General features: G+C 42.4%; 25 protein-coding genes, 1 tRNA gene and 1 pseudogene. 12 read left to right on the forward strand and 15 right to left on the reverse strand.

Translation table 11 applies throughout. The features are described from left to right. Window positions 1-24: 24 nt before the first annotated feature. The 5 genes from rplK to rplS form a co-directional block, all read right to left on the reverse strand. Window positions 25-450: a 50S ribosomal protein L11 gene (gene rplK / locus BJP37_RS21345; protein ID WP_008188895.1), complete on the reverse strand. Its 426-nt coding sequence runs from the start codon at window positions 448-450 to the stop codon at window positions 25-27. A gap of 10 nt (window positions 451-460) precedes the next feature. Next, window positions 461-1078 carry a transcription termination/antitermination protein NusG gene (gene nusG, locus BJP37_RS21350; RefSeq protein ID WP_075901776.1) on the reverse strand — a complete coding sequence of 206 codons (618 nt, stop codon included), beginning with the start codon at window positions 1076-1078 and terminating at the stop codon, window positions 461-463. After that, a complete protein-coding gene (gene secE, locus BJP37_RS21355) occupies window positions 1078-1305 on the reverse strand; it encodes a preprotein translocase subunit SecE (protein WP_075901778.1) in 228 nt (75 codons plus the stop codon). Before secE ends, nusG begins: the two co-directional genes overlap by 1 nt. Window positions 1306-1704: 399 nt before the next feature. Further along, window positions 1705-1777: transfer RNA gene (locus tag BJP37_RS21360), tRNA-Trp, on the reverse strand. Between the two features lie 98 nt (window positions 1778-1875). Continuing rightward, on the reverse strand, window positions 1876-2238 hold the full coding sequence (gene rplS / locus BJP37_RS21365) for a 50S ribosomal protein L19 (RefSeq protein ID WP_075901780.1): 363 nt from the start codon (window positions 2236-2238) through the stop codon (window positions 1876-1878). Window positions 2239-2412: 174 nt separating this feature from the next. On the opposite strand from rplS, the gene BJP37_RS41405 reads away from it, so the two are divergent. After that, a complete protein-coding gene (locus BJP37_RS41405) occupies window positions 2413-2577 on the forward strand; it encodes a hypothetical protein (protein ID WP_198954358.1) in 165 nt (54 codons plus the stop codon). A 22-nt stretch (window positions 2578-2599) separates the two neighbouring features. Here the strand turns inward: BJP37_RS41405 and BJP37_RS21370 are convergent, their stop codons facing one another. After that, a complete protein-coding gene (locus BJP37_RS21370) occupies window positions 2600-3733 on the reverse strand; it encodes a zinc metalloprotease (protein ID WP_075901782.1) in 1134 nt (377 codons plus the stop codon). Window positions 3734-4083: 350 nt separating this feature from the next. Beyond that, a complete protein-coding gene (locus tag BJP37_RS21375) occupies window positions 4084-7032 on the reverse strand; it encodes a phospholipid carrier-dependent glycosyltransferase (RefSeq protein ID WP_075901784.1) in 2949 nt (982 codons plus the stop codon). A gap of 146 nt (window positions 7033-7178) precedes the next feature. On the opposite strand from BJP37_RS21375, the gene BJP37_RS21380 reads away from it, so the two are divergent. After that, window positions 7179-7487: a helix-turn-helix domain-containing protein gene (locus tag BJP37_RS21380; protein ID WP_075901786.1), complete on the forward strand. Its 309-nt coding sequence runs from the start codon at window positions 7179-7181 to the stop codon at window positions 7485-7487. A gap of 107 nt (window positions 7488-7594) precedes the next feature. Here BJP37_RS21380 and BJP37_RS21385 read toward each other — a convergent pair whose 3' ends face one another. Together BJP37_RS21385 and BJP37_RS21390 are read right to left on the reverse strand one after the other, a co-directional pair. Next, complete coding sequence (locus BJP37_RS21385; RefSeq protein WP_075901788.1) at window positions 7595-8041, reverse strand: GNAT family N-acetyltransferase; 447 nt, start codon at window positions 8039-8041, stop codon at window positions 7595-7597. 219 nt (window positions 8042-8260) lie between these two features. Then, window positions 8261-9877 carry a glycosyltransferase family 39 protein gene (locus BJP37_RS21390; RefSeq protein ID WP_075901790.1) on the reverse strand — a complete coding sequence of 539 codons (1617 nt, stop codon included), beginning with the start codon at window positions 9875-9877 and terminating at the stop codon, window positions 8261-8263. Between the two features lie 499 nt (window positions 9878-10376). On the opposite strand from BJP37_RS21390, the gene BJP37_RS21395 reads away from it, so the two are divergent. Further along, window positions 10377-10583 carry a thermonuclease family protein gene (locus BJP37_RS21395; RefSeq protein WP_075901792.1) on the forward strand — a complete coding sequence of 69 codons (207 nt, stop codon included), beginning with the start codon at window positions 10377-10379 and terminating at the stop codon, window positions 10581-10583. A 25-nt stretch (window positions 10584-10608) separates the two neighbouring features. Here the strand turns inward: BJP37_RS21395 and BJP37_RS21400 are convergent, their stop codons facing one another. From BJP37_RS21400 to BJP37_RS21415, 4 genes and pseudogenes are all read right to left on the reverse strand, one after another. Next, window positions 10609-11370 carry a class I SAM-dependent methyltransferase gene (locus BJP37_RS21400; RefSeq protein WP_075901794.1) on the reverse strand — a complete coding sequence of 254 codons (762 nt, stop codon included), beginning with the start codon at window positions 11368-11370 and terminating at the stop codon, window positions 10609-10611. A 105-nt stretch (window positions 11371-11475) separates the two neighbouring features. After that, on the reverse strand, window positions 11476-12336 hold the full coding sequence (locus BJP37_RS21405; RefSeq protein ID WP_075901796.1) for an AAA family ATPase: 861 nt from the start codon (window positions 12334-12336) through the stop codon (window positions 11476-11478). 50 nt (window positions 12337-12386) lie between these two features. Further along, window positions 12387-13556 carry a LeuA family protein gene (locus BJP37_RS21410; RefSeq protein WP_075901798.1) on the reverse strand — a complete coding sequence of 390 codons (1170 nt, stop codon included), beginning with the start codon at window positions 13554-13556 and terminating at the stop codon, window positions 12387-12389. Window positions 13557-13661: 105 nt separating this feature from the next. Next, window positions 13662-13868, reverse strand: a pseudogene (locus tag BJP37_RS21415) (recombinase family protein); the annotation flags it as partial. Here BJP37_RS21415 and BJP37_RS41410 point away from each other — a divergent pair. Next, complete coding sequence (locus BJP37_RS41410; protein ID WP_143727725.1) at window positions 13828-14010, forward strand: hypothetical protein; 183 nt, start codon at window positions 13828-13830, stop codon at window positions 14008-14010. The pseudogene BJP37_RS21415 and the gene BJP37_RS41410 overlap by 41 nt on opposite strands. Before the next feature lie 19 nt (window positions 14011-14029). On the opposite strand, the gene BJP37_RS21420 is transcribed toward BJP37_RS41410, so the two are convergent. Next, a complete protein-coding gene (locus BJP37_RS21420) occupies window positions 14030-14695 on the reverse strand; it encodes a DUF1295 domain-containing protein (RefSeq protein ID WP_075901800.1) in 666 nt (221 codons plus the stop codon). Window positions 14696-15423: 728 nt separating this feature from the next. On the opposite strand from BJP37_RS21420, the gene BJP37_RS21425 reads away from it, so the two are divergent. Both BJP37_RS21425 and BJP37_RS41415 read left to right on the forward strand, forming a co-directional pair. Further along, window positions 15424-16032 (forward strand): hypothetical protein, encoded by a 609-nt coding sequence (locus BJP37_RS21425; protein WP_075901802.1) that lies wholly within the window; start codon window positions 15424-15426, stop codon window positions 16030-16032. Between the two features lie 727 nt (window positions 16033-16759). Continuing rightward, window positions 16760-17725 (forward strand): hypothetical protein, encoded by a 966-nt coding sequence (locus tag BJP37_RS41415; RefSeq protein ID WP_075901804.1) that lies wholly within the window; start codon window positions 16760-16762, stop codon window positions 17723-17725. 300 nt (window positions 17726-18025) lie between these two features. Here the strand turns inward: BJP37_RS41415 and pruA are convergent, their stop codons facing one another. Further along, a complete protein-coding gene (pruA, locus tag BJP37_RS21435; RefSeq protein WP_075901806.1) occupies window positions 18026-21226 on the reverse strand; it encodes an L-glutamate gamma-semialdehyde dehydrogenase in 3201 nt (1066 codons plus the stop codon). A gap of 478 nt (window positions 21227-21704) precedes the next feature. Here pruA and BJP37_RS43775 point away from each other — a divergent pair, with 478 nt between their 5' ends. The 6 genes from BJP37_RS43775 to BJP37_RS42770 all read left to right on the forward strand — a co-directional run bounded on the left by BJP37_RS43775 (window position 21705) and on the right by BJP37_RS42770 (window position 24942). Continuing rightward, window positions 21705-21827, forward strand: a complete 123-nt coding sequence (locus BJP37_RS43775) for a hypothetical protein (protein ID WP_269087040.1) — start codon at window positions 21705-21707, stop codon at window positions 21825-21827. A gap of 138 nt (window positions 21828-21965) precedes the next feature. Further along, window positions 21966-22106 carry a hypothetical protein gene (locus tag BJP37_RS41420; RefSeq protein WP_198954139.1) on the forward strand — a complete coding sequence of 47 codons (141 nt, stop codon included), beginning with the start codon at window positions 21966-21968 and terminating at the stop codon, window positions 22104-22106. Between the two features lie 59 nt (window positions 22107-22165). Next, window positions 22166-22411, forward strand: a complete 246-nt coding sequence (locus BJP37_RS21445; protein ID WP_075901808.1) for a DUF433 domain-containing protein — start codon at window positions 22166-22168, stop codon at window positions 22409-22411. Next, entirely contained in the window at window positions 22411-22770 is a 360-nt protein-coding gene (locus BJP37_RS21450) for a DUF5615 family PIN-like protein (protein ID WP_075901810.1), read from the forward strand. The genes BJP37_RS21445 and BJP37_RS21450 overlap by 1 nt, the downstream gene beginning before the upstream one ends. A 213-nt stretch (window positions 22771-22983) precedes the next feature. Next, entirely contained in the window at window positions 22984-24183 is a 1200-nt protein-coding gene (locus BJP37_RS42765; protein WP_075901812.1) for an NB-ARC domain-containing protein, read from the forward strand. A gap of 192 nt (window positions 24184-24375) precedes the next feature. After that, window positions 24376-24942: a hypothetical protein gene (locus tag BJP37_RS42770; RefSeq protein WP_075901814.1), complete on the forward strand. Its 567-nt coding sequence runs from the start codon at window positions 24376-24378 to the stop codon at window positions 24940-24942. Window positions 24943-26507 lie beyond the last annotated feature (1565 nt).

Raw genomic sequence — 26507 nt, forward strand, 5'->3', positions numbered from 1 at the left:
TTCATCCTTGATCTTTCATCCTTACTAATCGGTTATGGCTACACCCATGTTTCTAGCTGTGCCTTCCACAATTTTCATTGCCGCTTCTATATCATTAGCATTGAGGTCAGGCATTTTAGTTTGGGCGATTTCTTGCAGCTGGGACCGAGTAAGGCTGCCAGCTTTAGTACGGTTGGGTTGTGCTGAACCTTTCTCAATGCCAGCAGCTTTCTTGATCAGTACAGATGCTGGTGGAGTTTTGAGGATAAAGGTAAAGCTTCTATCCTCAAACACGGATATTTCCACTGGTATCACCATACCAGCTTGATCAGCAGTTTTGGCATTGTACTCTTTACAGAATGCCATAATATTTACCCCGTGCTGACCGAGTGCTGGTCCGACGGGGGGAGCTGGGTTAGCTTTCCCAGCTGGAAGCGCTAACTTAATTAATGCAACAACTTTTTTAGCCATGATCTAGGGTCTAGCTTGTTTTTTCAATCTGATTGAACTCCAATTCTACTGGTGTATCCCGCCCAAAGATCGAGAGTAACGCTTTGAGTTTGCTCCTTTCGGGGCTAACTTCAATCACTTCCCCTTCAAATTCTTTAAACGGACCAGATAGCACCATAATTTTGTCCCCTACTGCCATATCTACTTTGACAATCGGCTCTTGCTCTTCGGTTTGCTTGAAGATCCGCTCTACTTCACCATAGCTGAGGGGTACGGGTTTAACATGTCCTCTGCCACGCCCGTAGCGGCGTTTTTGTTCTGCCCCAACAAAATTAATCACATTTGGTGTGTTTTTGACAACTTGCCAAGCTTCATCATCCATCACCATCTGGACTAACACATAGCCGGGGAAAACTTTTTCTTCGCTGTGTTGCCGAGAACCATCCTTACGGATTTTAACCGTAGGTGTTTGGGGAATCTGTACTTTTAAAATCCGGTCCCCTACATCCATAGTTTGGATGCGCTGTTCCAAGTTCGTCTTAACCCGTTTTTCACAGCCAGAAGCAACCTGAACTGCGTACCAACGTGGAGTTGCAGGTTTTGATACCTCTTGATCGAAATCTTGGGATTCGTCTGCAGCAAAACTCATCAAAATACCTGTCCTGATGCCCAGGAAAATAAACCATCTACCAAGTAAATTATGGTGGCAGACAGAATGACCATCAACAATACCGCTGCTGATTCACTAATCAACTGTTGCCGAGAAGGCCAAACAACTTTAGCGAGTTCTTGTTTGGTTTCGTTGAAGAACTGACCTAGGTTAAACCCAGATTCAGTTTCTTTAGTCTCTGGTTCAGCTTTTGTTTTCTTTGCCACAACTTCTCCTTTCCCCCATCAACGCATTAATATCGGTCTACCATGGTCGGTGCTGAGTGCTATGTTCGCATCTTGCTCAGTTAATCCAGCCAGGGATTAGATGACACAAGTCGGCTTTACTGGAGGTGCGACCCGTGGCCAATTTAATTCGCCAAGTAAGAGCGCACCTATCTCAATTTCCTGTTCCTTGTATCGGGGATAGTCTAGCTGGTAGGGCTCCCGCCACAAAAATCCACTATTCCTGATGGTTGAGTCAAACTGTTCTACTCAGCCTCCTCAACTGAAGGAATCCCAGTGGATTTGCTCAGGTAAACCCTGGCATAGCACAGGTGCGACCCCTGGAGAATTTAATTCGCCAAGTAAGAGCGCACCTAACTTTTGTATTCTACCAATTTTGAGCGCGCCCTGGAGGACTCGAACCCCCGACATCAGGTTTTGGAGACCTGCGTTCTACCAACTGAACTAAGGACGCAGATGGATTAGAGAGGTAGAGGTCAACCTCTCGCTTGATCTAGTTTACCCTAATTTTGGCATTTACACCAACCAACTTGATGCTAGGCCAGAAAAAGTTTATAAACTACGGTCAAAGCGTTGTTTGATGCGAGTAGCCTTACCAACGCGATCGCGTAAGTAGTATAGCTTGGCTCGACGCACCTTGCCTCGACGGATTACTTTTATATTAGCAATTTTTGGAGAATGGAGTAGAAAAACCCGTTCCACACCAATCCCTTGGAAAATCCGGCGTACTGTAATCGTTTCATTTATGCCACCATTGCGCATGGCAATCACAGTGCCTTCATAGGGTTGAACCCGTTCCTTATTACCTTCTTTAATCCGTACCCCCACCCGCACGGTGTCACCGACGTAGATGGTAGGGACGTTTTCCTTAAGTTGTTCCGCTTCAAGGGAACGAATGATTTCTTGAGCATTCATGGTTTTTGCTTATGCCTAAAAGCACCAGCTTCTGATTATATCCGAAAGAAACCCTTGAAGTCTAGATTTTTTTGGGAAAAGGTAGGACTTCAGCACCACTACCTGTGTCTGTGTCTGTCTATTTCGTTTAATACCGAGTTGCATTCAAAGAGAGTAGATTAGTTGGATAGGGAGATGGGGAGATGGGGAGATTGGGAGATGGGGAGATGGGGAGATGGGGAGATTGGGAGATTGGGAGATGGGGAGATTGGGAGATTGGGAGATAGGGAGATTGGGAGATGGGGAGATTGGGAGATTGGCGGAAGAGAAAGTTGTACCTTTGACCGCAACTTAGTATAAATAGCTGATCTGGTAGCTGTATCTACTCTCTGTTGCTTCCTTTTTTTCTTTGAGTACTCAAACGTGTAGCTATCATACCAAGGGCTAGTAAACCTAATGTAGCAGTAGGTTCATTAACACTAGCCTCAGAGGCGCTAGGCTCAGAGAACACTGGATACAGGAACTGGCGACCAGCGTAGTCATCATTAACCAATGGGCTAAGGTTAGTGACTGGGTTGCCTGGAGCTATGCCTAGTCCCCGGGATTCCATCAGAATATCTACGCCTGGGGTGTCAACACCCGGATCCTGATCTGGAACTGTAAACAATGAAAATGGCGAAGCGGCTGGATTGAGGGGATCGATTAGTTGGGCGATCGGGTTGCTTAATGTTACATTAGCTGTGGCGCTAGTACTGCCATCATAGTTGTCGTCGATAAATCTATTAGCACTGATGTCTCCCTCGATATCTCCCAATCCAATGGCATGACCGATCTCGTGGGTCAACAATCGCCTGAAAAAGTCGAGGGTATATACTGTTCCGGCATTATTGTTGAAGGTGATATCTGCTCCGATAATGGCGCTTGAACCTGTGTAATTTTCCGTTCCAGAGGTGAGAGTTACGGTATCGTTGATGTAATAGAAAAACGATTCACCTTGGGGTGAAGTATTTCCAGGATTCCAGAAAATGGCATCTGTCGAGGCAAACAGGTCAATTTCGGCACCATATCGGTTAACGCCTCCTCTACCGGTACCTACTACTGGTGTCTCTAAATCTGCTACAAATGACAAATCGGTACCTAAACCAGATACTGGATCAACTACAGTCCAGGCGTTGAAAGCAGCCTCAATGGCATTTTGAAACTCATTGACACTAGGAACAATATCCCAGGTGAATAAATCCCGGTAAGCTTGATAGGAACCGCCCTGTAGTGAGTATCGCAATCCGCCCTCCAGGGAACGCTCTCTTCCATGGATAGTCCTTGGAGCTGCATCCCATCGGGAGCCACCTTCGAGTGTGCTACCAGACCGGTTAAAAATTACAAAAGCGTCAGAGCGTGCTGGGTTAGCAACTTCAATCGCGGCAAAACTCAAAACAGACCCTAGGATGGCTAGTGATAGGTTTTGTGTCAGTTTGAGTAAATCAATAGGTTGTTTGTTTTTGAAGTTTGTTTTCATAAAATTGTTAATTTTAATATCTTAAAATCTATGGGCAGGTTAGTTTGAAAAACATCAAATAACCTAGTTTTTTATATGCTTTAATTAAATTAAATATAAAATTGAAGTAAATTACCTCAATAAAAATACTGAAAATTTTCAAATAAATATAGTAAATTTGATGATAAATATTAAGCGATCGGGATGGGAAATTGGTATGACTAACGACAAATACGCAAAGAACACGAAGACTAAAAAGAAATAGTCCTTTTGAGCCATTGATTCACAATTTATTCACAATGAAATAATATTAGCGATCGCGTAGCGTGGCCGTTCGCGTAGCGTGGCCAAAAGGCCAAAAGGCCATCGCTTTAAAGTTCTAATCCCTGAATAACACTCCAAGCTTTGAACACATTACCTTGCATCAAGGCAGCTATACCAGATAGGGCTTGTAGTTCGGGAATAGTCGGGTTGATTTTAAGGGCAGGTTTTAGGGCATTTTCTCCATCTTTTCCATCCCAATCATAGAGATAGACGAAGGCAAGATAAGCGTGAGCATAGGGATTTTGGGGGTCAAGTTGGGTGACTCGCTTTAATGCTGCGATCGCACCTTCTACATCTTGCTGCAATACCCTACTCAAGGCCAGAGCATAGGCCAAGTCTAGGTTATTCGATTCCGATTCCAGCCGATAGCTTAAGGCTAAATCTGCTTGTTCTAAGTACTCCTGAATCGGATCGTACTGGTTAATCCGGGCAGTTTCTTCAAAAACCGGTTCTAGGCCATTGAGTCCTTTAGGTAAATTAGTGGATAATATCCGCATTTGGGTGATTAAATCTAGTTCTGGTGCAGGTATGGGGGTAGTTGCTGGATCGATGGTCAAGGTAACGGTTGGTACTTGTATCCCATAGGTTTCCCCAGTTTGTCGATTGAGGTAAGTTGCTTTTAGAGTATAGCTTCCAGCTGGGATATCTGCTGGGGGAAACATCGCCATCCGTTCAATGACTTGAAATTGGGAATTGGCAGGTGGTAATTGGGAAGAGTGTAGTTCTCCCATGGCAATACCATGGTCGTGTAACCATCGGTGGGTTAAAGGTTGCAGGTTAGTTTCGGTGGAAGGTTGCAGGTTAGTTTCGGTGGAAGGTTGTTCGCGTAGCGTGGCCAATAGGCCAAGGTTAGTTTGGGTTGAAGGTTGTTCGCGTAGCGTGGCCAATAGGCCAAGGTTAGTTTGGGTTGAAGGTTGTTCGCGTAGCGTGGCCAATAGGCCAAGGTTAGTTTCGGTGGAAGGTTGAAGGTTGTTAGGTTGTAGGTTAGTTTCCGTTAAACCTTCAACCTTGGCCAAAAGGCCACCCTTCGCGAACAACTGGCCAACCTTCAACTTGTTAACCTTCAACTTGTTAACCTTCAACTTGTTAACCTTCAACTTACCAACCTTGGCCAAAAGGCCACGCTTCCCGAACAAATCTACCGGTTGCCAGGTTAGGATAACGATGCCAGATTGTAATTGCTCCCAAGAACCAGTCCACTGATAAGTTACTGGTATAGGTACTCCAGCAGGAGATGTTTCTGGTACGGTGACTTTGTCTAATTTAACTCTGGAACTTGAAGTGACAGTAGTGCTCAGGGAAGTATTGCCATCTAAACTAGTGGGTTTTATGGATGATTGGTCACCCACAGGCTTTATCGATAATGGTTTTACGGCTATTGGTGGCTGCCGCTTGTGATACAGTTTCAGTTGGCTAGCATCGGGTAACTCCCAAGTCTGGTGTAGGTCAAATTCTGTCCCTTGCTCAACTGCCTGAACAATAGCTGCTTGGGATTCTGGGATTGACCCTTGGGCACCAGTTTTAGTGAGGAACCAAGAAAGCGATCGCATATCCTGTTTCACTTGTTTGGCTTGGGTTCCCACTTGACGCCCGTATACTTGGAAATTGGCTAATGCACCATAGTAATTGAAGTTGTGTTGGTTAATGTCTGGGGTTGATGGTAATACTCCTAAGTTAGAGCGCAAGTAAGGTTGAGTCTTGATGATTTCAGCAATTACCTTCGGATGAGGCCATGGCTGTCCTAAGTAGGGAAAATGTTGTACACGGGGACTAAGTAATTGAGTCAATCCCCTACCTCCTAATGGAAATAGATTCAACATCATCAGTACAGTTGCTAACCCTACCGTGGTCCAACGCATCGGTTTACCCCAACGATTAGTCCAGCAGGTTAAGCCATAAGCCAGAAACAGTGATAGCACTGGAACTAATGGCAAGATATAGCGAGCATCTTTATTAATATTCAATGAACACAATAGATAACCACCCACTATGAAGACCCCTAGCCAGGTTAGTGACCAGATGGGGGGATGGGGGGATGGCAGATTGTTCTGTTTTGCGATAGGAGATTGCTTGAGCCCATACTTGAGCCCATAAATTAATAGTCCTACTATCGGTATTAACAACAGCGGCCAAGAGATCAGGTAAGGTAAGATTTTCCAGTAGTAAACCCAGGCGTCAAGGGTATTGAGGGCTGGGTCTCCTTCTGCGATCGCGGAATCAATGGTTGCTCGCTTGCCAGAGGTCAATATCAACAACCAATTAATCCGGTACCATGGACCAAATAGCAAAACTGATACCAGCAAACCCCCGATTAATTGAGCTAACCTTTGCCATTGTCTCTGCCACAGAACCCTTACCCCAGCCCAAGCGATTGGCACGAATAGAAAAAATAAGGCGGTTTGCTTAACTAGCAACGCTAATCCTAAACAAAGCCCAAACCCCAACCCCCACAACCATCCTTGTCTTACTGTGGTTCGCGATAAGGGTGTTTTGGCCCTCCCCAAACTCCACCACACTGTCAGAGACCAAAAACACAAACTGACTACTGTGCTTAATGGATAATCCAGCAAAAATTCTAAACGGTAGCGATATAGTCCTGGTAACAACATGACTAAACCAGCAGCCCATAACCCTACCCGGCGGTTAAATAATACCAGCCCTAATCCATAAACTGAAGCAATTAACACTCCACTACATAAAACTAGCGCTATCGTAGCTAGCTCTGGTCCGGTTCCAAACAGCTGCTGAAGCATTGCGGCAATAATATAAGTCAATGGCGGGACTTTTGACGAAATTGCCCAAAAACTGCTCCACCACTCCCCAGAGAACCACTGAGGATGCTGCAACGCCTGCCAGTAATTCAACGAACCAGTCAAATAATCCGCCTGGTCCCAAGCTGGGACAGAGTGATCTAGGGCAAACCAAATGCGATCGCAAAATCCACTCCCTAGCCAAATTAGTCCTAAAATTACTGGATCTCTCAAGCGTCTTTTCATAGTGGTGATTGCTAAGTGCTCAGATGAATTAGCTACAACAATCTTACCTGTAGTGATTGAGTAAATTGATATTGAACGGGTAATCTTGAGAAAGAGTTTATTTGAACAAAACCCAGATGTTCATACCTATGTAGAGGAGGAAGAAAATGACTAAGACTTCTGATGCGATTAAAATTCTTAACAAGAAGACTCGTACCGACCCCGAGATGGAGGAAATGATAGCAGAAGCTTCTCTTAATGCAGAGGTGGCACAGTTGATTTATGAAGCCAGAACAAAAGCGGGGTTAACCCAGAAACAGCTTGCAGAACTTGTGGGTACAAAGCAGCCTGTGATTGCAAGGCTGGAAGATGCTGATTATGAGGGACATTCCCTTTCGATGTTGCCAAAAATCGCTCGCGCTCTCAATCAGCGGGTAGCGATCGCGTTTATCCCTACCGCAAATCTGATTCAATAGACTATTTACAAATATAGCAGTTTTCAATTGGATGAAGTCATTTAGTCTAGGGTTTTAGGGAGTAGGGAGTAGGGATGCATAGCTATTACCTATTTATTGTTACCTTTTTAAATCAATCCTATTAACTTCTTTATCATCTTCACATGAACAATACCAGCCTCCTCAAAGGAATCTCCCACTACTTCAAAACCTAACTTTTCATAAAGCCCTTTCACATGCTCTTGAGCATGAACTACCACTACCTTAATTCCAGCTTGCTCAGCTAACTCTAATGCTTTAATCATCAACTGTTTTCCAATGCCCTTACCTCTAGCATCAGATAAGACGGCTAACCGTTCTATTTTAGCTGTTTTATCATCTAGATATCTTACCCTAGTTGTTCCTACTGGCTGATTATTCCAATAGGCTAATAAATGCTTAGCTATTTCATCCTTACCATCAAACTCTAAATCCGCTGCTACCCCTTGTTCAACCTGAAAAACCTGCACCCTGATTAACTTAATTTCTGATAATCGTTCAGTATATTCAACAACTTTAATAGTCAAATCATCCATTTATTTATTCCAATTATTAACTGCTTAAATTATAATATAGCGGTTTATATCCTAATGATTTAAACATGATTTTGTATCTCTTCCCTGATGGAAAGTTCCCTCTTCTCTCTTGCCTGTTGCCTGTTGCCTGTTGCCTGTTGCCTGTTGCCTGTTCCCTGTTCCCTGTTCCCTAAAACCCAAAGAAAGATTTGTACCTCACCTAATTTAAAACCCCTATACTTAAAGCCTTAACTTACCGAGGGGCTTGACACTCGACTCATCAAACCACTCTATTTTAGTACTATACTTTTCCTCAAGTCCTTGTTGCAAATGATCAGATGGATAAAATAGAAACACATCACTAAACCCTTGAGGAATATCGGGAATAGTAGGGGGAATGACTAACTGAAATTTTACCTGAGGATTTAATAAATAACTAAGAGAAATCACATCCCCAGGATTCACGGAAGAAACATTGCTAATTACCAGAGGTCGCTCAGCTTGATTAATAATCCTAGCGATGGTAGGATTGTTACCCCCAACTTGCTTGTTCCACCAGATTTCTGTTTGGGAACTAATAGCACAAGAGATAACTCCCCCTGTAAGCAGCACAGCTACTATTCCTTTCCAGACCTTCTGTGTTCTTAAATTAGCCTTTATTAAAGTAGCCCTGGATAGATACCCAGTTATATACATACTAATTACATAAGCAACAGCCAGCTGCACTCCTATATAACAAGGTAGGAAATACCGACTACTTACTGAACGTCGTCCTCCCCAAATTAAGTCTGGTAAGATTAAGCTTAATGCAGTAATAAGGATTAATGTTAAAACCAGTAACCAAACTCGCTGGTTAGTATAACGACAAATAAAATAAATTGCATATCCCACAAAACTCACTAAAATTGGTGGGATTATATAGGTAAATGGATGCTCCAGTGGTATTCCAATATCAAAAAATATTAAACTAAGGTTTATCCCCCAGATTTTTACCAAAAATGATAAAGGAACTTGAATAGTTGTCCAATGGGTTTTATGCTGAATGATAGCTAAGTTAATAACCACCACAACTAACCAAGGGGAAAAGGCTAGAAACCCTGCACCAGATGCTATCAAATAAGCAAAAATAGTTTTATTAAAGCGAAACCGTTCTATAATAAAGACATAAATTCCATGTCCAATGGCAACAAATATAGAAAAGAGAAAGGTGTAAAGACTAAGTGCCAAGGTGATAGCATAGATTACCCATGACCAGATGTAGCTTGTTACTTTTATACTATCCTTAGTTTTGCAGATAGCTCGCAACAGAGATGCACAAGATAAGATAATAGTCAATGTCCATAGACTATATTCCCGTGCTTCTTGAGCGTAGAGCACATGAAAGGGAGATACCGCTAAAAGGGCCACAGCTACCCATGCCACTAAAGGGGATTCAAATAATTCTAAGCACAGCCAATAGATAGCTGGAAAAACCAGCAGGCTAAACAGAACAGATAAACCCCTAGGGTTATTGACAGCAGCACCAAATAGCTGCCGCCAAAACCGGGCCATTAAATAATAGAGGGGTGGATGTTCTGGGTTTGTAGTTAAGGCATTAATAGTATCACCTAAGTCTTTTTCTGGATTAGGATGCTGATACTTTTGTAAGTCTTCAACACCAATCACCCTACCATCAAAAACTTCCTTAATTACTTCATCTCCGGTGTAGCCAGAACTCCGAATTGAGGTATAAACCTCATCGTGCCAGTAGATTTTATGGTTTAGATTGAAGCAGCGGAAGAAGATTCCTAGCAGTAAAAGGACGATAATTAAAAATCGCCATCTTAGGTAAAAATACTGCTTAGATGGTTTCGTCATATCTTAAATTGATGGTTGGGATTCCATTCACCAGTATTTTAGATAGAAAGGTGTTAGGTTAATGGTTTTTTGTATTTAATCCCTACTCCCTACTCCCCTGACTGCCTGACAGAAGTGCTCGAAAGCCTACAAGAACGGGATCTTTAAAAGCTCAGCTTATGCCCGCACTCGGACTAGGAGCTGTAGCTCTCCAAAACAGCACTACTCTTTGTATGGCCGTACAACTTGCACCGCTTGCGTCAAGAAGTTGTTCGCGCAGCGTGACCAAAGGTCAATCCCCATTGGCGGCGAGGTATCAGTTATCTCAAAATAGGTCTACGCTGGCTCAAGGGGGTTCACGAACATTGGACGCCAATGGTTAACCCCTGTGTTCAAGTTACCCCGCGACCCGCAACCAAGCTTTGCTTCTTTGAAGGCTGATCCGCATTACTACGACCGAATCTGGTTTACTCGTATTCCCTCGAAGCACTGCACCCCTTGATGACTGCCATTTTCCAAGATGTGTCAGGCAGTCAGCATCATCACAACCGACCGTTATGGTCGTTCTGTTGCTGAGGTGTGGAACAGCGGCGGTTTAGTTCAAAGCCGTCTTGTTCACTTGGGATTGGTTTATCCCTATGAGCAGTACAAGTCAGATTGTCCCAGTTGGGATATTGTTAAGCGGGGTGAGGAGTATGCGATCGCACTTATTTCCCAACAACTCTAATATTTATCGGGCACCGACAGAAATTTTAATTTATTCGACCAACTCTCATGTGTAATGGCCATTGAAATAAAATTTTCCTCTCGGGATCGCCCCAAGCCTTGACTAGACGCTTGGAGAATTCTAACATTGGTTCGTGGGATTGAACAGAAATCATTTTTTGAACAGCAGACACACTATTCAAATATCCAAGGAATTCTTCCATGTTCCATTGGCATTCCATTGTGAAAAGAGGTGTTTTTAACTCAGCAAAAGGGAAAGGAATGGTTTGATACTTTTGAATAAGTATTTTTATTTCTTCAGCTCCAAACTGGTCAAAGACAGTAGTCAAAAAATCTCTCAACATTTGCTTCAAATGTTCTTCTTCTCGGAGCAAATGAAAATACCAGTATCCCCAGATAGCAATAATTCCTCCAGGCTTAGAAATCCGCTGAACTTCCTGATAAAATTGTTCCAGATTAAACCAATGAACTGCTTCTGCAACAGTTATTAAATCTATAGATTTATTCGCTAGCCCAACTTTTTCTGCAACTGCCAAAGAATATTTAATCTTATCATGATGAAATGCATAACTAATTTGCTTTTCGCTAGCATCTGTAGCATAAATTTTATGAAAATGAGATGTTAATCCCAAGGCTACTTGACCATTACCAGTTGCACAATCCCAAGCAGCTTTACATTCGGTGACTTGAGTAGCTAAATACTCGAATAAAGCTTCTGGATAATGAGGTCTATAGTTTGCATAATTATCTGCTTGCTTCGAGAAATAGTCCTTAAATTGTTTGACCAAGTTTCTTCTCCTACGAACTTTCGCTCTCCTCCGACGCCAAGACCCGCCGGTTCAGTATTCTCAGCAACCCGGTTTCTTAACCGATGCTCTAGCTTGATGATACCCTCAACCAGACGAGAGAAAACTCTGAACCTCTTGTGCAATCAAGTGAGGAGCATAGCTAGTTGTATTAATGAACAGAGTTCGACTTGGGGCTAAATCTTCTAAAATGGATCTAGTTTCGTATGGATTATAGTTGCATTTTTCTGCAACTATAATCTTTAAGCAATCTCGTAAGTCATTTATGGAAAAGTAACCTTTATTCACTTTGGCTAGGATCTCTTGTGTTTGTTCATGGGCAAAAAGATGGGTATCCTGTGGTATCCCTAATTCAGAAAAACTACTAATTTTATTTTCATTGTAATTATATTTTATTGGGCTAGATTGCGCAATGCGATCAAACAAATCCCTACGAGTTAACAGGCGTTCCAATCGGACATAGTTAGGAGCTTCCAAAACTAAAAACTGAGCTTTTGGTAGAATTTTGATTGCGTATTTTACCTCCTGCTTTCCTCGCAAACCATCAAAAAGTAGCGGAAAGCAAACTTGAGACGGATTAATCTGTAATTTGCTCAAAATATGGACTATTCCCTCAGGAAAAAGTTGCTTATAGCGACGGGTATAGGAGAAGCGTGTAACACGGCAGGTAATATCATCTTCTTTTTCTGCTCCATCGATCTGCATCACCGTCGGAATAATAAATTTATCAGTTAAAGTACGACGATTAGGAAACAGCGTAAAGTTTAGCTCTGTATCGGATAAAGCATTGATAAGTGTACTTTTACCGACTCCCGTCAACCCAACTAAAATAAACAAGGGCTGTTCAACAAGCGGCAGCCAGCCATCAACCGCTGATAATCCGTATCTAATCCCAGAGCTCAACTCTATAGACTCTATAGACTCAGTTTGTTTTTGGTTTAACGGCATTATTAGTAAACTGTTATAGACCTAAGCATTCTTCACTCAAAGTGAGAAGATTATTCACAATTATCAAAAGCCAAACATTGATTAACTATGTGGGGCAATTCGTTGTCAATATCAATACCAGTCCCTCGTTTAGCCAGCACTTTAACCTCCTTGAGAATGCAATTCATTAAAACCCTATTATTGCTCAATCCCTCTTGACCAATTTGTTCCAGAGCTAACTCAACTGAAGCTCTGCCCGATTGCATTCCTAAAGCTAAGTTATTTTTGTTTGTCAAACTAGCAAGAGCTAAACTTTGGTAAAGCATCGGATCTTTAGCAATTGCTTTGACGTGAACCCCAGCATAGTGAGTGAACGCATTTTTTCCCATAATGGGTAAAATAGGCGGAATTGAAATATGGGAATATTCACTCACAATATGGTATAGATCCTTAAGATAGTTAAACTCCCAAGGCAATTCTGATTCAACCATCTCGCCCAAATTGACCAACAATGTTGCTAAATCAACAATACCAGCACGTTCTCCTAACCCCATCACAGTTACATCGATAATGTCTGCTCCAGCCTGGTAAGCATCAAGAGCATTAGCCAGTGCTAAACCTCTATCATTGTGACAATGAACAGCAATTTTAGGATATAGCTGTTGTCCAGCTAGTTTTTCCTTCAAAGTTTTGACAAAATACGAGTAACTGCGATCGTTCTTAAATGGAGTAGCATATCCTGTTGTGTCTGCGATGCTAATAATATCTGCGCCTGCTTGTACCGCAGCGCTTGCTACTTCAATAACTTGTTCGATTGAGGTACGTGTCGTATCTTCTGGTGTATAGCGAATTAATAGGTTTGGGTTTTGTGCTTTGGCATAGCTAATAACTTCCACCACTTGCTCAATGGCATTTTCGATTGTAATTTGGTAGTCACGCTCTAAACGGTGATTGGCAACACTCAGGAAGATACCCAAAAAATCGATTTTACAATCTAATGCTTTTTGAACATGATCGATGCGACAAAGAGAGTGAGCACCAATCTTAGCATTCAATCCCGCATTAGAAACCAAGGCTACAGCTTCACAAATTTCAGGGCCAACAGCAGGATTTCCTACTTCAATAATATCAATACCAATTCGATCTAAAAGTTGAGCAATTAATAACTTGGTTTCAGGGTAAAAATAAAAACCAGGAGTTTGTTCTCCTTCTCTTAGGGTAGAGTCAAGAATCTGCAACATTACGTGACAAAATCTCCTTTTCTGGTAATTAACTAAGCTTAGTCAAAACTTGCTTCCAGGCTTGAGGGCATCATAGAATTAAATCCAGTCGTTTTCAATATGAGCATGGAAAATCAGTTTACCACTACTGGAGTCAGTGGCAATGGCTTCTGTGAGGCTTTGTAGCTCGATGCCTCTGTTAGACAGGGTTTTGACCATCTCAATCAAATCTTTGAGTGAGCGTCCCAACCGGTCTAAACGCCACACCACCAGTACATCTCCAGTTCGGGCGATGGATAGGGCTTGTTGTAAACCGGGTCTGGCAGCATTACTACGACCGAATCTGGTTTACTCGTATTCGCTCGAAGCACTGCACCCCTTGATGACTGCCATTTTCCAAGATGTGTCAGGCAGTCAGCCTACTCCCTACTCCCTACTCCCGCTCAACCCAGGGCTTTGTACTTCACCGAATTGAAAAATACTATAATTTGTGACTACCTCGTTTTTTGTGCAAAATCTGGATCGTTTGCACTGGAAGTAGTAGCTAAAAATAGCTGTGGTAGTAGTAGTCCAGAATTAGCGTTGTAGTCAGCAAACTCTGGATAACGAGAGAGAGACTTATCTTTTTTGAGCATATTGGGAATAAAGATACCTGCGATAAAAGCTGCTAAAATCAAAAAGGGTAGCCAGTGCTGAGCTAGCATGACAAAACCAGAGTAGATCAGGATTTCTCCCAAGTAGTTTGTGTTTCGACAGCGAGCAAAGAATCCTTCTGTGATTAATCCAGAACGATACTTGAGAGTATAGTATTTCTGGGCATCACTGGCATAGTGTAGAAAGACTCCCATGACATTAATGGAAATAGCAGCAGCGACCAGGGGTAAGGGAGGCTCAGAACCACTGCTGATCAGAATAAAGGGAGCAACCCAATAGAGCATTAGTATTCCGAAGGTAAGAATTCCCATGCCAATGGGCATTTCTTCCTCCCACTGCTTGTCTGGATAGATACGGTCTTTGAGTAGCCACATCACCCCATAGGTACCATGGAGGGCTAGGTAAACCCATGGGCCAAGGTTGAAATTATGATAGAAAACCATTAATCCCAGCACTACTGGCGCAGTAAGTGCTTTGTGAAGATTGATGAAGTGCTTGCTTTTCATAGGTAGGGTGTCTTCTTGATTAAAGGCTTGCTAAGTCACTACAGTAATTCTAAGGAAATTTGTGAGTGACTAAGTACCTGGATATAAATACTATTAGTTGTGTTTAACTTGCTAGTTTTATAATTTGTAATTTATCTAGTCAAAATTAATTTAATACGACGACTTCTCTTAAAGGTGATATCACTACCGTAATGATACTGATATCTATCATTGATTTCATAAACAATAACGGATAAATCAAGAATAATACTAACAGACTTGTATAAATAAATACTTGTTATCAGGGTATCTTCTTAAGAGAATTCGCGTATTCCTCAGTAATTTATCTTAAAAATACTATAATTGATACCATTATTATAATTGATGCCATTATAATTTATGATTAACTAGAGCCTCTGGGGGGGTAACCGGCAAGCTAAAATCATTACTGGGTAATAATTTCAGCCCATAAGTTACTTAGCGATGCAGCGCCGCAAAAGGGGGTTTCTCCCATGAGCGACTGCATCAATACAAGGTGCGCTTGACCTTGGCTAATTTAATTCTTAATGGGTCAAGCGCACCTTTAGAAACCCTATAGCAGTTCTCCATCGGGTGAGGTACTTTCCTCTTTAGTTTTAGGGAGCAGGGATTAGGGAGCAGGAAGCAATAAATAAAATTTATATTTACCTCAAGCTTACTAGGAAACGCAATAGTTCAGGTTTACTCAAGTCAAGCAATTAAACAATGTTATGTTTCTCATTAATAAAGAAGCAACCACTCAAAAAATTGAATTGCTGGATAAATCTAAAATTATTTTCCAGAATAAACTATTCACTAAATGGTTTGATATTTTCCCAAAGGCTTATCAAAAAGCATTCAAGTTTTGTCGTTCCCAAATATCTGATGAATATTCGTCTTTGTATTTGCTTGTAGAACATCGGCATTATTTGACAATTTGGATTGAGCAAGAAGAGGTAAGTTTAGCTAACAAAGTTTATAGTTCACCAATAAATAGTGCTCAACCTAAATCCACTGATTCGTTACCACTAATGGCAGCTAGAGCTAAAGGGGAAAATCCCAGATATTTTGATGGTGAACAATCCAGAAATCCTAACCAGTTTCCTAGGGAAGTTTTACCTGATTCACTCCCCGAAGATATTTCAGCTTCCGAAGCTTCGATAGTTACTGAAAACCTTGGATACTGGTACAATCACACAGAATCTTATTCCCCGGCAACTCCAAAATTAGCTACTGGTAATCTCAATCAGGAGCAAGAGATTCCGGAATCTGAGTTCCACCTGCATCCTAGGTTTCAGGAAATTACTAAGCAATCTCTTAAACGGCTGTCTAAAAAGTAATATCGAGGGATTTATTACCAGGAGCAACATGTCTTGAGCCAGCTACCGAAATCACAGTTATCTCCCTCACGAATTGGCTCAAAAACCGTCTATAGCAGAAGTCAGAAGTCAGAAGTCAGAAGTCAGAAGTCAAACTCTTGCGCTTATTTAGGTTTGAGACTTTTTTCATGTCCTAACTGCCCTGGCGAATGCTATAAGTTTGATTGTAGAAAATCAGATGGTTGAGGGACTTTCGTCCTGGGTTGCGCGGCAGTAGGGAGTAGGCAAGTCAGAAGTGGGAAGTCGGAAGTGGGAAAAGTTTTGTGTACTTGCTTAACTAATTATTTGAACGGAGTATATAGTGATTAGAGCCCCAATTACCAAGACAGAAATGTAGGGATTTCTGCAAGAGGAGACAAGGAAGGTTGGGTTAATTGTAAAACTAGCTACATTTTATGGTTGACAATTAAATTTATTTGTGATAGATTGGTATACCAGATTTAGTCCATCCTAAATACTTGATCTTTACCCACATAGGCGTGAAACCGTTAATTGACTGGGCAAGACTCCAGCTCGATGCCCAAAATCCCAGCATTAATGAGATAAATTTTAAGTATATTGGGTCAAGGATGTAGCCAAATCTGCGACGCAATTGACTACATTTTTCTGTTGACACTTCCAGAGCAAAATTGCCACAATCTCACCAGCTATTTCCAAAAATAGATCAAGTAGGGGGTAAACTACCCAAATGTTAATAATTGATCGAGAAAAGATTAATCAAGAGATTCAGTGGCTCGATGAATCTACAATTATTTTCCAAAATAAAATATTCACTAGAGGTTTTGATATTTCTCCAAATGCTTATCAAAAATCATTAAAGCTTTGTAGTTGCGAAATCTCTGAGGAATTTCGGCCTCTGTATTTAGTTTTAGAAAATCCGCATTATCTGACGGTTTGGATTGAGCAACAAGGGGTGAGTTTAACCGATGAAGCTTCTGCTTCACCAATCAATAGCCCCCAACCGGAAGGGAGAGTTACTGACACTCTTGATGGTGAACCAACCACAAATCATAACCAACTCCCTGTATCAGATTTACCTGATTCACTGTCAAAATCTGAAACATCTTCAGAAACTCCAATCATAACTCAAAACCCCGGAGACTGGCACAATTCGACAGAATCTGATTCCCCTGCAACTCCAAAAGTACCTACTGGTAATCTCGATCAGGAGAAAGTGGTTTCTGAGACAGCAGTCAGTGACCAGAACAATACACTTCTTGCAGAAGTCGGGAACAGGGAACAGGGAACAGGGAACAGTGGAGAAGATTTGACGCAAACACTATCAGAAAATTACTTTTGCAAGGAGAAAGTGGTTTCTGAGACAGCAGTCAGTGACCAGAACAATACACTTCTTGCAGAAGTCGGAAACAGGGAACAGGGAACAGGGAACAGTGGAGAAGATTTGACGCAAACACTATCAGAAAATTACTTTTGCAAGAGTTCTAATACACCAAAAGCTGAGGGCGACCTGAATCCTAGTGGTCAGCAAATTACTAAGCAATCTGGTAAACGGGTGTTTAAAAAAAAATATCGAGGGATTGTCTATGAAGTGGAAGCTATGTTAATCCAGTTACCGGAATCGGAGTTAACGACCGATGATAAAGGGTTTGTTCGAAAAAAGTCTAAAAAGCGATATCGAGGAATTTCCTACTAAGTTCATAAGTAAGCGGTCAGCGGTCAGCGGTCAGCGGTCAGCTTAAAATAAACTTCATTTGGGAGAATTTAATATTGATAAATTAATGAGAATTGAAAGTCTCGAGAAAAGTCTATCAGCTTTGTGGCACAGGCTTTGGCCTTGGCCTTTAGGCCACGCGGGGCGCGTTTGGCCACGCTGTGCGAACGACGCTGTGACGCACATAAGCTGATAGCACCTCAAGTAGCGTGGCACAGGCTTCTAGCCTGTGAAGCATTAGCTGATAGCTGATACGCGACACGCTGATAGCTTACCTAGAAACTATTCCATTCCTTCAATGGGGGCAAAGCCTTGTCGCTGGATATTTTCAGTAATAGTACGGGGTTCGAGGAATTGGACTAGATAATCGGGACCTCCTGCTTTTGACCCTACTCCAGACATCTTGAACCCACCAAACGGTTGCCGTGATACAATGGCACCGGTAATATTGCGGTTGATATATAGATTACCGACCTCAAGCTCGGCTGAGGCTTGTTCTATATGGGATGGAGTGCGAGAATATAAGCCTCCGGTGAGCCCATAGTTGGTACTGTTGGCTATATCAAGGGCTTCTTGGAAATTCTTTGCGGCCATTACTGCTACTACTGGACCAAAGATTTCTTCTTGGGCAATGGTGGCCTTGGGGGAGATATCTTTAAAGATAACTGGACCAATAAAGTATCCGGTCTCAGGTGCTGGCATTTCTAATGCTACGTTAGCTTCCTGACGTCCTTTTTCAACGTACTCCCGAATGCGATCGCGTGCAGTAGCATCTATCACTGGACCGACCTGGGTACTGGGTGCTTCTGCTGGCCCAATGTTAAGCGATCGCGTTGCTTCCACTAACCGTTTTAGGAAGCTTTCATACACTGGCTCTAACACAATTACTCGGGAGCAAGCGGAACACTTTTGACCACTGTAACCAAATGCTGATTTGACGACTCCAGCTACAGCTTGGTCGAGGTCAGCACTTTCATCTACGATAATGCCATTCTTACCTCCCATCTCCGCAATGACTCGCTTGAGATGTTTTTGACCTGGTTGCACAATGGCGGCATCGGCGTAGATACGACAACCGACTTCTTGGGAACCGGTAAAGGCAATTAGATGGACATCGGGATGCTTGACCATATGGGCACCGACGGTTGAGCCTTTGCCTGGAACGAATTGAAATACTCCTTTGGGTATCCCGGCTTCTACTAAAATTTCAGCTATTTTCCCGGCAATCACTGAGGAGTTTTCTGCGGGTTTGAGTAGAGTACAATTCCCAGCCACTAGGGCTGCTACAGTCATTCCTGTAGTAATGGCCATGGGGAAGTTCCAAGGAGAAATTACTAGGGCAATACCTCGGGGTTGATAGACATAGCGATTGGTTTCTCCAGCAATGTCGTAGTTATATCCATCCCTTAGCCGTTCCATCTCTGATGCGTAGTAATGACAGAAGTCAATCGCTTCGGAGACTTCTGCATCCGCTTCCCGTAATGGTTTCCCAACTTCCAGACAGACCAAGGCTGATAATTCAGCACGGCGTTGTTCGATCAAGTCTCCTGCTTTACGTAAAATACCAGCACGTTCGCTTACTGGTGTACGTCGCCAACTGGGAAATACTGCTTTAGCTTTCTCGATTGCTAATTCTGCTTGTTCTACAGAAATTAATCCAATTTTCCCGATCACGACCCTAGGGTTAGAGGGATTAACAGAATCTACTGTGTCTGTTGTAGGCTGATATTCCCCATTGATTAAGGGTAAATAGGTCTTACCTAGTTGTTGGCGAACAGTAAGTAAGGCTTGTTTAGCTTTTTCTCTGGCTTCTAGCTGAGCATAGTCTGTATTGGCAGCATTGGTGAATGGGTTAGAAGGTTTAAGGTTTGAAGGTTTAAGGTTTGAAGGTTGAAGGTTAGCAGGTTGAAGGTTAGCAGGTTGAAGGTTGGAAGGTTGAAGGTTAGAGGGTTGAAGGTTAGAGGGTTGAAGGTTAGAGGGTTGAAGGTTAGCAGGTTGTGAACTTTCAACTTTCAACTTGCCAACCTGCAACGGTTCGTTATTCAACTTGCCAACCTGCAACGCTTCAGAACTTTCAACATTCAACGTGCCAACATTCAACTGTTCCTGCAACGCTTTTGGTGGTGCAATCAATTCCTCTACGGGTCTATCTTCTAAGCTTTGTCGTAGGAAGGAACTATTTGCGGTATTTTCCAATAGCCGCCGAATCAGGTAAGCCATTCCTGGTAGTAGCTCTCCATAGGGTGCATAAACCCTGACCCGATGACCGTGATTGACTAAGGCTTTGGCTAGTTGGTCTCCCATGCCGTAGAGGACTTGCATCTCAAAGCAGCGACGGGGGATATTGAGATTTTCAGCAATTGCGATCGCATAAGCTTGAGAGCGCACGTTATGGGAACCAATAGCGCTATAAACATACTCGTGGTTTTCTAGCAGCAGTTGGGTGATACGCTCAAAATTGGCATCTGTGGCGGCTTTCTGGTTATATACTGGTTGGGGCCAATGGTTTTGCAGTGCTGTTATCGTCTCTTGGTCCCAATAGGCTCCTTTGACCAAGCGTACCGTTACTGGATTACCCCGCTGTTTTGCCCAGGCAATCAAGTCTTGACAATCTTGTTCCGAGTCTCGCAGATAGGCTTGCATGGTAACACCGATATCGGTGCGTGAGCGAAACTCTTCTTCCATTAACAAGTCTTTGAGTATGGAGAAAGTAATGTCTTTGTACTCATACTGCTCCATATCAAAATGAACCGCCGCCCCCAATTCTTTGGCACGGCGGAGCAATTTGCGGATGCGATCGCACACCCGTTCTTGGCTACCCTGAGGATCAAGAGAATCAAATTGAGAGTAGAATGCTGTCAGTTTAACCGATACTTGGACTAATGGCAAGGATTTACCATCAGCAACGTCAATTTCCTCTACCTTAGACCACTGTTTTGCTGCCTCAGTGAGTTGTTCGATCAGTTGTAGATAGCGGTCTAGATAAGAATGAGCTTCCGATTCTGTAATTACGGCTTCTCCCAATAAGTCTAGGGTAAATGCCATCTTCTGGTTTCGCAGGCGTTTAATGGTTTTAAGGGCCTGGTTGAGATTTTCCCCAGCAATATACTTTTGGGCTAGGGTGGCTACAGCAGCAGATATGGTTTTCGCTGCCAGTTGTCCTGGTATGGAGTCGGGATTGGTGAAATTGAGCATTCCCTTCAGGGCAGCAGGCAGTTCTACTGACTCATCCCCTAGGTATTCTTGAAAGTGACGAGCAACTTCCGTTTGGCTACGCAGTGCCGGTAGGGTATCGATGAAGCGAAATAGCTGCACCCGTAGTCCTGGATTACTCATTGCCCAGGCTAGTAACTTATCATCCCACCGCATTTGGTCTCGCATTTGGGCAAGAAAGGAACCTTTCTCCCGAGTTGCGGCTAGAAGTTCTCTGGCAATTTCCTGAGTTTTGGCTTCGTAAGTGCTTTTGGGGATTTCTATAACCACCGGTGGTAGACTCCTGTTCTGGATGCTGGCAGTTTTTGATCAAACAATTATTATATTTTATTTTCTCTAGTTAAAGCAAGATTTGACTTGAGTCTTTAGAGGGATTTGAGGTAAGCATTCAGTTTTTCTTCAAAATTAGCTCAAGTACCGTGGAATAGGCTTCTAGCCTGTGACATGTGGAATAGGCTTCTAGCCTGTGACATGTGGAATAGGCTTCTAGCTGATAGAAAAGCCAGAATTAATGATCGTGATATTTTTGGCATCATAGAAGTAACTCCTATTTAGGTGGGAGGAAAACCGCGCTGGTGTGGATTAATGGTTATGACCAGCGCGGTTATTAGTATCGGTCGTCACTTTCTATACTATACATAACTACTCGAAAAAAAGCAAGGGGCAATTAAAAGTTTTTACATTTATTTACAAATAAAATCTTAAACAGGATTTATACTCAAATTTGTGTAGGATTTAGCTAGTTTTTTTGGGTTATAGCAATCGTAAATTAATTGTAATAATTTTTGTTTCCTGTTCCCTGTTACCTGTTCCCTTTTACTACTCCCTACTCCCTACTCCCTTTTTACATCAATCCTATGTTTACATTTAAACTCAAAATGCTATAGGATAGTATCAATCATCATTTACAGACTAGTTATGTTAACCCTTGATGAAATCGAAACAGCTATTCGACAATTACCGAACAGCGAGATTATAGAGCTGGCAGCCCGCTTACAAAATTATTTAGATGATGCGCGATAATAGGTGGGACCAGCAGCTAGAATCTGACCTAAAATCTGGAAAGCTAGACAAGCTTATTGCCAGATCAGAAGCAGATATTGCTACCAATCAAGTTAAGGAGCTTAATGAAATCCTTGACGACACCTAATTTTTGGATAAATGCTATAAACTAGATTAACCATAAATCTAAGTAAACAACTAATCATCATGAATTGGAGAGAATACATTCATTCCAATCCCAACATTTTATTAGGGAAGCCAGTAGTTAAAGGTACTCGTTTATCCGTTGAGTTTATTTTAGGCTTGTTTGCTGCTGGTTGGACAGAGTTACAGATATTGGAAAGCTATCCAACACTAACTAGAGAATCAATTCGAGCAATCTTTGCTTTTACTGTTGAATGTATGCAAGATGAAGTTATCTATACATTGGCACCGATGGCTGAGGCAAGGTAGTGAGACTTCTAGCAAATGAAAACTTTCCACTTCCCAGTGTCAAAAGGTTGCGAAAAGCCGGTTATGATATCTTATCAATTACCGAAGAGTCACCAGGAATTGAAGATACTGAGGTATTGGCTTGGGCAGTGTCTGATCAACGAGTTATTTTAACCTTTGATCGTGATTATGGTGAATTGATTTATCGATTGGGTCTAAAACCACCATCAGGTGTGATTTATCTACGCTATCAACCCCTAAACCCCATCGAACCTGCCGAAAAATTGTTAATGTTGTTACAGGTTGAAGGATTAGAATTTGAAGGTAAATTTACAGTAGTTGAGCGAGAGCAATTTCGTCAGCGACCATTGCCTAACTGACCATTGATAAAGTTCAGTTAATTTAGACTTTACTAGGCTGCCTAAATCCGGATAGGGAGAATCCTAACGAATTTCTCCTAACTTATTAATTAAGGGTGAATTTCTACTCCCGACTACTGACTCCCTGCTCCCTGCTCCCTGCTCCCTGCTCCCTAGATTACCAAAGCCTTGGAATCCCACCAAGCTACTGGTGAAAATTACAACATTGAGAATATGAATAACCAAACTCGATTGAATCAAGCTCCCCCACTACCTCCTTATTATGTCGAACGCCCGGAAGTAAGCGAACCACTAAAACAAATCCTTTTATCCCAAGAAACAGCAAAAGCTGGCACGTTAGTTGTTAGTGCCATCTATGGTTTAGGAGGCATTGGTAAATCCACCATTACTGCTGCTTTAGCCCATGATTCAGAAGTTCAATCTCATTTTCATGATGGGATTTTTTGGGCAACCTTAGGTCAGCAACCTGATATCTTATCCTTTCTAAGTAGCTGGATACAGCAATTAGGATATTATGACTTTAAAGCGATTAATATTGATAGCGCTTCTTTACAACTAAGAAAATTATTATCCGATAAGAAAGCTTTGCTAGTTGTCGATGATGTTTGGCATCCTGACCATGTTGAACCATTTCGAGTAGCAGGGGATGGCTGTCGGGTTTTAGTGACTACCAGAGAAGCCCAGATTAAAGATGCGATTTCCTATGATTTAGATGTGATGACTCCAAAGCAATCCTTGGAGTTATTAACCGCTTGTTTCAACAATGAGTTAACTGCTCAAGAACTGGAATATGCTGAAACCTTAGCCAAAACCGTCGGCTACTTACCCCTAGCATTAGAATTAGCTGCTGCCCAAGTTAGAGATGGCATCTCTTGGCAGGAGTTACTTGGTGAGTTAGAAGATTTAATTGTTGGTGTAGAAGCTTTAGATCGATTGAAAGCAGAGGAAGAGCCAAGTGACGCTAAGCGCAAAAACTACAGTCTAGTGGCTTCCTTTAATCTCAGTTTAAAGGGATTATTCGACGACGATAGATTGAAAAACTTTGCTTGGTTAGGGATACTGGCGGAGGATGTTACCATTACTGAAACCATGGCGACTACCTTATGGGATTGTAATTTAGTTGAAGCCAAAGATACCTTAAGATACTTACGACAAAAAGCGTTATTACTACCAGGGTTATCTACTACACCAGAAACTAACTATCGCCTCCATGACTTATTACATGATTTAGCCCTTCGTCTGGTACAATCAGAGCTAGGATTATCTATTACCGAAGCCCATCAACAATTATTAGAACGTTATCAAACTAAGACCGAAAAGGGATTATGGCATACCTTACCCGATGATGGTTATATCTATAACCACTTAATCTGGCATCTAGAGAAAGCAAAAAAAATTAATGAAATTCATTAACTCCTGAAAGAAGAAACGCCAGCAGGAGATAACGGTTGGTATTGGCAGTGTGAGAGACAGGGAAAAACTGCTAATTTTATCAAGGATGTATCGAGAGCTTGGGCAATAGCAGCAGATAATTTTACATAAAATCCCACAAAATCGATTAGTTTACAGTGTCGGTATGCTCTGATTATCACATCCCTCAATAGCTTGGCTGAAAATTTAGATTGCATCACAACCCTTGGGGATGAATACGAGCAAGACAGAGCCTTAATCGACTTAGCCCCCCACTTACCCCAAGTGTTACCAGAAGCCTTAGATTGCATCACAACTCTTGAAGATAAATCCGACCGAGATCAAGACCGAGTTGATGCCTTAATCGGCTTAGCCCCCCACTTACCCGATGTGTTGTTATCCCAAGCCTTAGATTGCGCCAGAAGGATTAAGTATGAAAACTCCCGAGCCAGAGCCTTAGAAGCCTTAGCCCCCTACTTCTACTTACCCGATGTGTTGCCAGAAGCTTTAGATTGCGCTAGAGCCATTAGATACGAATCCAACCGAGCCGATGCCTTACACGGCTTGATCAAGAACTTAACTCCTTCCTCGGTTGATTTTCCTCTTTGGCAACAAATTCTTAATAGTTTAGCTAGTCTAAAACGTGCGGATTTTCTTAAGAATCTTCCTCAATTAGCTCCTTTAATTATCCACCTTGGGGGTATTGAAGCCCTAAGAGAAACGGTGGTAGCAGTTGAAGATGTTAGGCGGTGGTGGAAGTAGGGAAGAGGGAGTAGGGAGTAGGGAGTAGGGAGTAGGGAGTAGGCAATAGGCATGCTAGCAATAGGCAATAGTTTACCATCAATGTTATGGATATTTCAATAGATTGAGTTCTGAGATAAATGGATAATTTCGTTTTTATTTAAGCCAATTATGTTGTCGAATTATTCTCACCCATTCGCTACTATTTTGAGTATCTTGTCGATCACAACCCATACCAATAAAGGGTTGATTGTCTAATTGTAGAGGGTGAAGAGATACCGGTTCTTTCGTTACATACTGTTTTTTGAACACTGTTTTTTGAAGACGTCAATGATATCGGGTGCATCTCAGTTTTGAAAATTTTCCTAGTGGTGCTTCAGGGGGGCCTTCATTTTTCGCCTCGTAGTCAGGGTTTGGACAGGCCGCCCCGTAACGCACCACCGTGTCAAACAGCTTTTAGGAGATGCACCCATGATATCGGCAATAATTTTTTGAGCGTCTTCTGGTAGTTCTTGAATATCTTTTGTTAGTTGTTCTAGGTCACGCATAAGTCTTGGTTCGGGCGTAGTAATTTAACTACTCTAATTTTACAGTATTTATCAATGGGGTGAGGTACTTGGTTTTAGGCAACAGCGGATAAAAGAACAGCAGATCTGGGAGTAGCGATGCCGCCTGTTTTCTCGCCCCTGCCGCTAAACCCGATAGCAGTTGTCAATTGGTTGAGCTACAAAACCCCATTGACAACTGCCTGCTGCCTGCTGCCTTCTGCCTTTTGCCTTTTGCCTTGTGCCTTCTCAATTCTCCATTCTTAATTCTACATTCTTCATTCTCCATTCTACCTTACTGTTACTTCCAGATAATTTTCGGGAATTATCTAAGTATCACTTAGAGATTGCTTAATCTAGATTGCTTAATCAAACCAAGCAAATATCTCTAAGTAGGTAGGCATAATTATTCACCCTGTGAGATGTAAAGCCCAGTCAATTTTTGCTGGAAAAAGTTCTGATGGCTGGGTTTATTTTTTTACCTACTTATCTCTGGTAACAGTTGCGTAGGGTGCGTAAGGCCAGCGAGTGGGTGGTGCGTTACGGGACGGGTTCAGGCGCTCAGAGGCATAAAATCAGAGGCTTTCCGTCCCTAACGCACCCTACTGGGGTGGCACACCTAAAAACGTTTGTTGGGTTGAGCGGTAGGGAAACCCAACAAAGCGTTACTGGTGTTGGGTTTCATTCTTCAACCCAACCTACGCGGCGTTGCACCAAATTAGCTGTGTCGGTCCACTACTGGGGTGGCACACCTAAAAACGTTTGTTGGGTTGAGCGGTAGGGAAACCCAACAAAGCGTTACTGGTGTTGGGTTTCATTCTTCAACCCAACCTACGCGGCGTTGCACCAAATTAGCTGTGTCGGTCCACTACTGGGGTGGCACACCTAAAAACGTTTGTTGGGTTGAGCGGTAGGGAAACCCAACAAAGCGTTACTGGTGTTGGGTTTCATTCTTCAACCCAACCTACGCGGCGTTGCACCAAATTATATCAAATCCGGGTGTAGACTTATTGTATAGAGTGAGTCGGGAAAGATCTATGC

It is taken from the genome of Moorena bouillonii PNG (genome assembly GCF_001942495.1).
In the GTDB taxonomy this organism is placed as follows: domain Bacteria; phylum Cyanobacteriota; class Cyanobacteriia; order Cyanobacteriales; family Coleofasciculaceae; genus Moorena; species Moorena bouillonii.